Annotated in this window: 8 protein-coding genes; 4 read left to right on the forward strand and 4 right to left on the reverse strand. The window is 46.2% G+C overall.

What is annotated here, in order from left to right; genetic code table 11:
• Positions 1-9: 9 nt before the first annotated feature.
• The 3 genes from NSMM_RS08510 to pth (NSMM_RS08520) all read right to left on the reverse strand — a co-directional run bounded on the left by NSMM_RS08510 (position 10) and on the right by pth (NSMM_RS08520) (position 4,582).
• Positions 10-393 carry a VOC family protein gene (locus tag NSMM_RS08510; protein WP_090286576.1) on the reverse strand — a complete coding sequence of 128 codons (384 nt, stop codon included), beginning with the start codon at positions 391-393 and terminating at the stop codon, positions 10-12.
• Between the two features lie 458 nt (positions 394-851).
• Positions 852-2,726, reverse strand: a complete 1,875-nt coding sequence (gene pth / locus NSMM_RS08515) for an aminoacyl-tRNA hydrolase (protein ID WP_090286578.1) — start codon at positions 2,724-2,726, stop codon at positions 852-854.
• A gap of 44 nt (positions 2,727-2,770) precedes the next feature.
• Positions 2,771-4,582, reverse strand: a complete 1,812-nt coding sequence (gene pth / locus NSMM_RS08520; protein ID WP_245654747.1) for an aminoacyl-tRNA hydrolase — start codon at positions 4,580-4,582, stop codon at positions 2,771-2,773.
• Between the two features lie 319 nt (positions 4,583-4,901).
• Between pth (NSMM_RS08520) and pth (NSMM_RS08525) the strand changes: the two genes are divergently transcribed.
• The 4 genes from pth (NSMM_RS08525) (at position 4,902) to NSMM_RS08540 (ending at position 9,738) form a co-directional block, all read left to right on the forward strand.
• Positions 4,902-6,707 (forward strand): aminoacyl-tRNA hydrolase, encoded by a 1,806-nt coding sequence (gene pth, locus NSMM_RS08525; RefSeq protein ID WP_176753903.1) that lies wholly within the window; start codon positions 4,902-4,904, stop codon positions 6,705-6,707.
• Positions 6,704-7,741, forward strand: a complete 1,038-nt coding sequence (locus tag NSMM_RS08530; protein WP_090286584.1) for an ATP-grasp domain-containing protein — start codon at positions 6,704-6,706, stop codon at positions 7,739-7,741. The genes pth (NSMM_RS08525) and NSMM_RS08530 overlap by 4 nt, the downstream gene beginning before the upstream one ends.
• A gap of 55 nt (positions 7,742-7,796) precedes the next feature.
• Positions 7,797-8,936, forward strand: a complete 1,140-nt coding sequence (locus NSMM_RS08535; protein WP_176753904.1) for a sugar-transfer associated ATP-grasp domain-containing protein — start codon at positions 7,797-7,799, stop codon at positions 8,934-8,936.
• 142 nt (positions 8,937-9,078) lie between these two features.
• The gene (locus NSMM_RS08540; protein WP_176753905.1) at positions 9,079-9,738 is read left to right on the forward strand and encodes a GNAT family N-acetyltransferase; all 660 of its coding nucleotides are present in this window, start codon (positions 9,079-9,081) and stop codon (positions 9,736-9,738) included.
• Here the strand turns inward: NSMM_RS08540 and NSMM_RS08545 are convergent.
• Positions 9,735-11,027 carry a GNAT family N-acetyltransferase gene (locus NSMM_RS08545; protein WP_143001901.1) on the reverse strand — a complete coding sequence of 431 codons (1,293 nt, stop codon included), beginning with the start codon at positions 11,025-11,027 and terminating at the stop codon, positions 9,735-9,737. The two genes, NSMM_RS08540 and NSMM_RS08545, sit on opposite strands and share 4 nt — an antisense overlap.
• Positions 11,028-11,389: the final 362 nt, after the last annotated feature.

The following is an 11,389-nucleotide window of genomic DNA, read 5'->3' on the forward strand; positions in this document are numbered from 1 at the left end:
TCATCCAAATCATTGCGGCGGGATAACGTAATCCATTGTCAGTATTTCCAGTAAATGCCCGTTTGGATCGCGAAAATAAACCCCGCGCCCGCCATAATTATGGTTAATGGCCATATCATCCGCTGTGCCGGGGCCGCTGCCATATTTGATATTCTCGGCTTTTATCCGCTCGAAAATGTCGTCAAATTCCTGCTCGGAGACTTTGAACGCATAGTGAATCGATGTAAATGTTTCCTTGTTGTCGAAATCCAGGCACAGCGTGTCATTGACACGTACTACGATGAAATGGGAAAACGCACCGATGTATTCAAAACCAAATACGCGACTATAGAATTTCGCCGATTCGACTTTATCGAAGCAGGGCACAATGGTGTGATTCAGGGTAATCGCCATCTTTTTTCTCCTTCAAAAGATCGTTGGACTGAAACTGCCGAGCAATTATCCCGCGGATTGGATCGTGGATGGCAAGGCTGTCAGGGGAGATCAACAAATGGGCGCCTCTAAAAATTCAGAGTTCTAAGCAAGACTAGGCGCGAGTAAAAAATGTTGACGCAGCATATAATTGATATGTAAGGAAACATTTTTTGTGAGCAACGAAGTATTACGACGAAATATGAATTTTTAGAGGTGCCCAAATGCTGATTTATTTCAGACGTTATTTGTATCGGGGCGGGGTATAGGTAAAAGCTATCCGGTCTTGTGACAATGACATGTTGCCGTTAGCAAAACAACCACACCAGAAAAACCGGAACCTGTACCTTGTGCGGCCAGAAAAATAAATTTGTTCAGCATTTGCCACGTAATACAATCCGCTACACACAACATGGTAATTTGTACTATTTCATGCAAGCCTATATTGTCATTGCCTGACTCCTTTGCGCAATCATATCCATCGCCTGCTCAATCAATTGCGGCAATTGTGTCAGCGCTGCTGCGCTGAAATCGGTTAGCACCTGCTCGCCTGCTTTTTTATCACTGCCTGGTTCACGTACACCAAAGCGTAGCCTTGGCACGGCATAGGTGCCCAATGCTTCCAGGCAGGATTTGACGCCGCGATGTCCGGCATCGCCACCTTCGTGCTTATACTTAATCTTACCCAGTTCGATATCCATGTCATCGTAAACAAGCATGCAATGCGACGGTGGACAACCCGTGCTGGCCAGAAAATGCTGCAGCTTAGGTCCGGTCAGGTTCATAAATGCATCGGGTTTGAACAGTTTTACCGTCGTGTCATTGAGCAGAATTGAGCAAACTTGTCCGGATTCCTCGGTTTGCCAAATGCCGTCATAGCGTGCGGCAAGCGTATCCATTACACGATAGCCAATATTATGGACAGTATTCTCGTATTCCTTGCCGGGATTACCCAGCCCAACGATGACTGGCGTGACTGCAACAGCTTGATGCGCAACTTTCTGGGAGACCTCCTCGCCCCCCATTTCTGGAGAGATTGTTTCTCGAACAGTATCATTCATCGGATTAGGCCGATACAGTTGCGAGCAATGATTACAGAACCATTCCAGCTCGCAGTGTTCACGCCAGCATTGAACCGGCTGTTGCCGGTCAAACACCAGCCGTCCCAGATGATCGGCCTTGTTCGACCCCTTGAGTAGCACCAGGTCACCCGGCTGCAAAATTTTCCGCAAATAGCCAGCAGCTTCGCGCGTGGTGGCGAACCCCTGCAGCGCCTGATCATTTTCTTCTTTTCTGGCACGTAGCGCACGATGCGCATTCTGACCGACAAAAATGACTATGTCGGCATATTCTTTCGCTTCTCTGGCGCATCTTCTATAAATCGAAGGGCTCTTTCCGTTAAAATCAGAAACCGACCCGATCACGGCGATTTTTCGATTAGCAATCGCTCCGCCCAGAAATTGCAGCGACGTGCCCAGTGACCACAGTGGTGCCTTGAAGTCCTCACGGATGAATGTCACCCCCTCTCCACCGTCAACGATCTGCATCCGCCCATCGGTTGGTATCGCGTTTGCCAGTAATGGAATGGCTTCTTCCAGTGAAATACCGACAGCGATGGCCACACCCAGCGCCGATAGTACCGATAATGCAAGCTGGGTGCCGTGTAATTGGGTGATAACGTCATAGGTTTTGCCTTGATAGGCAATCGTTAATTTGAGCGGCTCCGGGTAACGGGAGGTGGCGTCGATCAAACGGATAGTTGCATCTTTATCTTTACCGACCCAGGTGATCCGTGCCCGGCATTGCTCGCCAATTGCCCTGACACGAGGATCGTCAATGTTTAACACCGCTGTACCGTTCGCCGGGAGTGCTTTGATCAATTTCGATTTTTCAGTAGCAATTCCATCGATGCCCCTACCACCAAAAGCTCGGTAATGGTCTTTTTCGATGTTAGTCAATACGCCTATTTTGGGTTTGAGGAGCCATATGGGCAAATCAAGTGAACCTGGCTTTAATACACCAATTTCGACAATACAAAATCGGTGATATTTTTTTGTGTTAAGCAGTGCGTTTGCAGTGCCAATTGGACTACCCAGTGACGCTTGCGTGCTATTCACTGGATAAGAAGCCGAAAGAATCAGGTGGCTAAGGTTCTTGGTCGTGGTCTTGCCTGCGCTACCCGTAATACCAATCAATGTGGTCTGTGGCAACCCAATACGGTGCAAACGTGCTTTGAAGAAGACAAATAATATCTCACCACGCCAGCATAACGTCTCATAAATATCCTTGAGTTTGGACCGGTAAAACGATAGCATCAGTTTTTCCTGTGATCAAAAATTAGAAAACAATGTTGTTACTGCTATATGTCAGGGGAAGTAGTCTCAGGTATGGTTTGCAAAATCTTAGCCATTGCCTGTTCGATCAATTGCGGCAGTTGTGTCAGCGCTGTCGCGCTGAAATCGGTTAGCACCTGCTCGCCTGCCTTTTTATCGCTACCCGGTTCACGCACACCAAAGCGTATCCTTGGCACGGCGTAAGTGCCTAATGCTGCGAGGCAGGATTTGACGCCACGATGTCCGGCATCGCCACCTTCGCGTTTATACTTAACTTTACCCAGTTCAATATCCATATCGTCGTGGACGATTATGCAGTGCGACGGTGGGCAACCCGTGCTGGTCAGAAAATGCTGCAACTTAGGTCCGGTCAGGTTCATGAATGCATCGGGTTTGAACAATTTTACTGTCGCGTCATTGAGTTCAATCGAGCAAACTTGTCCGGTTTCCACCGTCTGCCAAATGCCGTTATGGCGCGTAGCAAGCGTATCAATTACACGATAGCCAATATTGTGGACAGTATTCTCGTATTCCTTGCCGGGATTACCCAGCCCAACAATAACTGTCGTGATTGTAGTGCCTGGATGGACAACTCCGGTTGGAACAGCTTCATTTGCCTCAATGGGATATATCGTTAATTGAGTCGAGTGGCTCGTCGAACTTTCCTTGTACTGCTGCGAACAGTTATAGCAGAATATTTCGAGTCCGCAGCGCTCACGCCAACATTGAATAGCCTGTTGTCGATCCAACACTAACCGCTCCAGATGGTCGACCTTGCTTGATCCCTTAAGCAGCACCAGATCTCCCGGCTGCAAAATCTTACGCAGATAGTCGGCTGTTTCTCGCATCGTGGCAAACCCTTGCAGCGCTTGGTCATTTTCATCTTTTCTCGCGCGCAATGCACGATGCGCACTTTGACCAACAAAAATGACAATGTCAGCGTGTTTTCTGGCTTCCCGAGCAAATTGCTTGTATTTATCACCATAAAAATCAGAAACTGACCCAATCACGGCAATTTTTCGAGTGGCAATAGCTTCACCTAAATATTCTAGCGGCGCATATAGCGACCAGAGTGGTGCTTTATAATCATCACGGATAAACGTCACGCCCTCTCCACCATCAACAATCTGCATCCGCCCGTCCTCTGGCTGGGCCTCTACCAGCGGTGGAATGGCATCTTCCAACGAAATACCAGCAGCAACCGCCACCCCCAGCGCCGATAGTACCGATAATGCAAGCTGGGTGCCGTGTAATTGTGTGATGACCTTATAGGTTTTACCTTGATAGGCGATCTTCAATTTAAGTGATTCCGGATAACGAGAAGTCGCTTCCAATAGCCGAATGATCGCTCCTTCGTCTCTACCTACCCAAATGATCCGCGCCCGACATTGCTCGCCAATCGCCTTGACGCGTGCATCATCGATATTGAGCACCGCCGTGCCATCTACTGGCAATGCCTTGATCAATTTCGCCTTCTCGGCGGCGATTCCTTCAACACCTTCGCCCTTGCCCTTGAAAGCACTAATATGTTCCTTCCCTATATTAGTCAACACACTTATTTTGGGTGTAAACAGCCGCATTGGCAAATCAAGCGCACCAGTCTTAAATCCGCCGATTTCCAAGATGCAGAATTCGTGCTTTTTTTCTGTAGCAAGCAAGGTTTCCGCCGTAGCAAAGGGAGTATTCAGCGACCCTTGCGAACCGGTTACGGGGTAAAAGGCCGAAAGGATCAAACGGCACAAATTTGTAGTAGTAGTTTTACCCGCACTACCCGTAATACCGATAAACTTGGTTTTAGACAGGCGCATACGATGCAGGTATGCTTTTGCCAAAACCACTGCCAAGGGACCCCGCCAGCGCAGAGCTCCATAAATTTCCTTGAGCCTTAACCGATATTGATGCAACATTTCCCCCCCAAAGAACGAATTTACAAAAAGCTGTGGAGCAAGTACTATCTGCCAATAAGCTACTGATCAGAACATTATCATTAAATAAAAAGATTCTGGCAGAATGTCACTCAAAGGGGATTTTCACTTGCAGCTCATTTACCACCCAAAGACATATCGTCAGCTTAAAGTATTCAGGGCGCTTAAAGGCGCATACTGGTCAGCCCATCGGGGAATAACGTACCTGCACGCATGGCTCCACCGCCGACGCATGAAAAACACCTGCTTTATCGGAATAACCGGTAGCGCGGCAAAAACCTCAACTAAGGATCTGAGCAGCACCATTTTATCTACATTCGGTGCTTGTAATGCCTCTCCGCTCACTAAAAATGAACACCTCTTTATTGCACGAACCATACTGGATACAAAACAGAACCATCGCTTTTGTGCAGTAGAAGTAGCTGGCCACGAACCGGGTTATATGGATCGTTCATTGCACATGCTCAAACCCGATATCGGTGTATTGACGATCATTGGGCGTGATCATTACAAAGCATTCAAAAGCCTAGAGGGTATTGCTGCGGAAAAAGGGAAATTGATCAAGGCATTGCCAGTAGATGGTACTGCTGTACTTAATATCGATGATCCACTTGTAAAAGCGGTTGGTGAACACTGCCAATGCCGGATTATCTGGATAGGCGAAAGCAAAGGCGCAACGATCAGACTACTTGCATCTTCTTCAAACTGGCCTGATCCCTTGAAACTAACCGTAGAATACGAAGGGAAGTCGTATGAAGTTCTAACCCAACTGCATGGAACGCACTTGTCACTACCTGTACTATCTGCACTTGGTGTCGCCTTAGCTGCAGGCATCCCGCTGGAAAAATCCATACCCACGCTCGCTCAGGCAAGACCCAGTGAAGGAAGAATGCAGATTGTCCATGATAATGACGGCGTTGTCTTCATAAGGGATGACTTAAAAGCGCCTGCATGGTCATTGCAATTACCTTTAGAATTTCTTAAGCAAGCAACCGCGCAGAGAAAAGTTGCTGTCATCGGATCAATATCGGATTTTTCTGGTGACAGTTCTGATAATTACAAAAAATTTGCTAGAAGAATCAGAGAAAATGCCGATCTGGTTGTTTTCGTTGGGCCAAACGCGCATCGCGCCCTGCGGGCAAGAAAAGATCAAAATGATGAACTACTCCAGGGTTTCTCGAATATTCGTGATGCATCCATCTACCTCAAAAAGGAACTACGCAGGGGAGACCTGGTTCTCCTTAAGGGGTCATACAAGGTAGATCACTTATCACGTCTTATTCTGGACCGCATCAAGCCAATACATTGCTGGCGAGAGCGCTGCGGGTATGAGATATTTTGTGAGGATTGCGAATATCTTTATGACGCCGATCAAGATGCCCAGCATAGCGCTACTATCGTACCTGCACCAACCTATGGCGAAACATCCACCCCGTTTTCCAGTATTCCCCAGCAAACTGGCCCTGTCGTACCCGTAATCGTAGGGTTAGGGAATCCTGGCATCGAGTTTCATACCACGCCGCATAACGTAGGTTATCAAGTACTCGACAAAATCGTCGAAATTTGCGGTAGCAACTGGGAGCCCATCGAGGAAGGCTGGGTGAGTTTGGTGAACTTCGGTGATAATCCAGTCAAGCTGTTCAAGCCTGCAGCGAACATGAACGTTTGCGGCCCGGTAATACGACGTTTTCTTGAAAGAACCGGTTGTAGCGCTACCCATTGCACAATCGTTCACGATGACATGGATCTCGAACTTGGTAAAGTCCGCTTCAAAGATGATGGCGGCGATGCCGGTCATAGAGGCGTGAAATCGGTCATTGCTGCGCTGGGTACCGATACGATCCGTCGAATACGCATCGGTGTCAGGCGACCGGGAGATCTACGTAAAGCCAAGGAAATCGTATTGACGCAATTCACTCCCGAGGAAACGTTAGAGGTTGCACAGGCTGTCGAGCAATTGATCGAGTCGCTCAAAAAACAACAAGGCGGGCCTGGTCCAAAGGAGCATGATCATTTCCATCGGCAAAACAGCTCATGAATAAACCAATCATCGCAATTCAACAAGACAATCAACAGCTTTCCAGTGGCCGCTGGCAGTCTTTTTCGGCACGTTGGCATGAGCTGGCTTTACAGCAAGGGATTACAACACGCGATGTCGATATTTTTTCTAATTCAGTAGACTGGCTGGATCAGCTTCAGGATTGCGATGCATTCATGTGGTGGTTTGCTCAACCACTTTCGGTGAGCCGCCCAGGTCGCAGGCTGATTGCGGCCCTGTCCCAGGTTGGTAAATTATCCACTTTTCCTAATCTCAATACGATATGGCATTTCGATGACAAGGTGGCCGGGTTCTATCTTTTGAGACTGGCTGGCATCCCCACGCCAAAAACCTGGGTTTTCTGGTCACGGCGCCAAGCAGATGAATTTATTGCTACCGCGAGCTATCCATTGGTTCTGAAATTATCGGCCGGCATCATTTCAAAAAATGTCGAACTCGTACACAATGCACGGGAAGCACGTCACCATTTACATGCGCTTTTTGGTTCTGGCATGTATGCCTTGCCCCCTGCTAATCTGCCATTCCGGTGGTTTATTAGACGCATGAGTGAAGCACTCCGGATACTTTTGTCACGAGAAACGGACGAAGAATTTCATAAAGGTTATCTGCTTCTCCAGGAGTTTCTGCCTGGGAATGAGTTCGATATCCGTATCACAGTCATTGGCGAACGTGCTTTTGCATTCAGACGACATAACCGACCCAACGATTTCCGTGCGAGCGGAAGTGGTCGCATAGACTGGGACCCAGCTTATATTCCGCAGGCTGCACTTTTACTCGCCTTCAAAACTGCCAGAATTCTCCAGACTCAATCTCTTGCAGTCGATATACTGTGGCGGGATGGTGAGCCCATTATCGTTGAAATTAGTTACTACTATGAAGGGTGGGCAATTGAGGCATGTCCTGGGCATTGGACACTGCATGATCACACGCCGCTCCCAGTCTGGACCGATGGCTCCATGAAGCCAGAAGATGCTATCTGGGAAGATTTTGTTACCCATCTTGGCATTCAGTAGCGCTGATGCTCCTAATGCTCATTCTTTGAAAGAATCTATTAACGTAAATCTACCCATGAATATCTTTCGAATATTGCTAGGTAAACGCGCTCGTAAAACGCCAGTTGATACGTTGGCTGAAATACTGCGTATGCGATTTGGCTCACAACGTCTCACGTTTCAGGAATATGTAGATTATCGGTTTCATGAACTGAATGACCTGAGTGCCGAAGAGCGCAGCAGGTTTCTAGGTAATGGTCGAAAATTCAGGCTCAATTATGTTTGCAATGATCCCCGCTGGTTCATGCTGGGTGAGAAACTGCCAATGACGCTATTCATGATGGCAACCGCTTTACCAATGCCAAAAATTCATGCAGTTTATGATCTCAGTGGAAGAAATCTCCCTAATGCCATTTCGCTAAGCGATGTTGACGAAGTAGTGACTTATCTGCGTACTCAACATCACTATCCGCTATTTGTAAAACCTAGCCATAGCGCTTATGGCTGGGGTGCGGTTGGCCTAAAAAGGCACATACCGGAGACGGATAGTTTGGAGTTTCTGGATGGCAAGCAACGTAAATTGCTCGAATGGGTAGAATCACTCAAACCTAATCATGCATGTGGAATACTTTTTCAGGAGTTACTCAATCCCCATCCTGAAATTGTACGCGTCTGTGGAAAACGCTTGAGTAGTGTACGTGTCACGTCGGCCCGCTTAAACGGTAAAAATTGCGTGGTTAGTGCTGCCTGGCGTATCCCTACCGGATCAAATATGATAGATAATTTTCAACATGGCGCTTCGGGCAACCTTCTGGGTGGTGTCGATATTGCTACCGGACGAATCACTAGAGTGGTGGGTAGAATCAACGATAGGATCGTACCGGTCGAATCTCATCCTGAGACTGGAGAAAATTTGGAGATGTACATGCTTCCGGATTGGGAGCAGGTAATCGAAATATGCGACCAAGCAGCTAATTATCTAATGGGAATGAATCTTCACCATTGGGACATCGCATTGACTGATCGCGGTCCCGTTATTATAGAAAATAATGAAATCGCTGATCTGGATCTGCATCAGCATGCAAATCGTAAAGGCTTCTGGTCAAATGAAATTGAAGCAGCACGCAGCCAGTCTTATCCCCGCTACTGGGAAAGTCTAAGCTGGCCGCAAAAAAACTGGGTTAAATTAATGCGTAAGATAGATGTTTTTCTCTGAAAAAATTGTATTTATAATATTTATCAATTGGCTATCCATGCACGTATGAGGAAGTTAAAGATACCCTGTCCATGCCCATTATAATTTCTTTATCGCTTCTGTCATCGATGCCATGACTGCCTGGAAAGAAAGATTAAATCTTTTGAAATATAGGGGTGGTTTCAAAGCAGCGGTATTCTGGATCATTAAAGCCATCCTTCGAATAGAAATTCATTTTCTGTACACGATTGATTTAACCAAACAGCAGGAATTGTCACAATCTTCCCGTGTTAAGTCAGAGAATGGCACATTCCGTTTTCTATCGCTGGATACCGCTCAGGATATATCTATGGCTCCACAAGGTCTGATCGATCAGATTGGATTACAAAGTGGCAGCAGTGTCAAACAGCTGATCAAAAACAAAACATCAGTCTATGCATTTATCGATCAAGCAAGCATTGTTTCGCAGATGAATATATGCCGACGTTCCGTCATACAGGTCGATGCACCAACTTATTTGGATATTAAGCTGTCGTCCGGTGATGCATTTCTTGGGTATTTATTCACCTATCCGCAATATCGTGGGATGGGAACCGCAACGTTACTTCTAATAGAAGCATGCGCGCATACGCAGAGACAAGGATACTTGAGAATAGTGACACATATTCGTTCCACCAATGCCTCTTCACTAAATACTTTCAATAAATGTGGCTGGTCACGGGTTGGCTGGATATTCACCAGTACGGCTGGTCGTCTATTGCTAACTTACTGCCCGCAGAAGATCGGTATAACCATCTCGGCGTCAAAACGCTCCGGTTATTAGCTGTCCCTTGTAGCACGCGCACGCAAAAAACGGCGGATTTTTGATTTAATTCCATTTTTTTCCATAAAATCGCCAACTAATCCAGTTATTGCATTAAATAAGCGTAAGCCATATGCAATCCCTGACACAGGAAATTTTCGTGGAACAAAATAGTAATTTTGTTCCTGATGAAATGAATTGGACAGGCTTCTTTTTTTCTCATTGTCCCCATATAGAAAATCGAGTTTTGCGACACCAATATCGATCAAGTCTCGAATTCTATAAATTTGCATGATTGTGCCGACAGATTTCCCTGACCAGCTTGGGTCGTAACCTGTCTGCTCAGCATAGTAAACGCCGCTATGAAGGAACCCATGTTGGTAAGCTACGGGTTCGTTATTGCATAGGAGTATATAACTTCGCAACCAGCCTTTCTCTGCCGCTAAAATGAGGTTTTGGCGAGTGTCCGTATTATCGCTGATTCCAAGACCAAGCAGCTTACGCTGATATGTTTTACCTGAAACTGATTGGGCCAGTGACAAAAACTCTGGCACATCTTCGGGAGCAGTAAAAACTCGATAGGAAACAGCTATCTCAGCATTTTTTTCCAAGTCACGAAGTGTGCGCCGGACATCCTTACGCGTATTATGGCTAAGCTCCTTAATATACTGTTCAAAACTTTCAGGCATTATAATCAATCGCCTGCAATAAGATTTACCCGAAGGGAAAATCTGGTACCATTTTTGAAGATCAGTGTATTGCCGAACAAAACGGCCAAAGTGAGAATCAAGGTTTACCCCAAGCCCAAACATCACTTCATGGCGCTCCAGGACGCCCCGTAACTGGCCAAATAGATCTTGTAAAAAACTATCATCGACCATTGCCCTGGTCGATAATAGCGGACTTCCAGTTATGCTATAACGCCGTATCCGGAATTCAAAAAGAGAGACACCAAATAATTCATAACTCAAAGTAGATGGGTGCACGAAGAATGGTGCGTATCCGAGCAAAGAACCATCCTTAGCAAGACAGACAAAAATCTTTACCGACTTATCACAACTGCACTTGGTATAAAGCCAATCTGGATCGTGATCCATAACAGCATCAGGATGATTCCGGATAAAGGCTTTAATGGCAAGCAGAAGCTCAGAACGTAATCTGGTATTTAGATGGTCCAGATCCTTCCACATCCAACCTACATTTATTCCCATCGTAGAGGAATGCCCCCGTCCTTCTGGAGCAAATCCCTCACGACCTGTTGTAACTACGTTATCGCTTATCCCTATCTGGGATTGACTATGCGTTGTCACGACATCTTGCCTTTCGATGTGAAATGATATACATCAAAAACCCATGTGTAATGGGTATGGTTGAAAAACATGCTGGATTATCGTTTGACTAAGAAAGAAATGTATTTTACAAATGCATAAAAACGTGGAAAGAGTCGTGCTTACGCAGTTGATCGAAGAATCTTTTTTATATACGTCTTCAATCTTAATTTTTCTAATAGCTTGACGAGCACTATAGATAAACTATTAGTTCCGGCATGCAACATTATCTTTACAACGTTACTCACGGTACGACGAAAATAATAGATATCAGCGCAATATTGAGAATGCGTAGAAAAGAACGCTTTGTGCGCACCTTCACCCTCGGTAAAATCAAAAATTTT

It is taken from the genome of Nitrosomonas mobilis, assembly GCF_900103035.1.
Lineage (GTDB): Bacteria > Pseudomonadota > Gammaproteobacteria > Burkholderiales > Nitrosomonadaceae > Nitrosomonas > Nitrosomonas mobilis.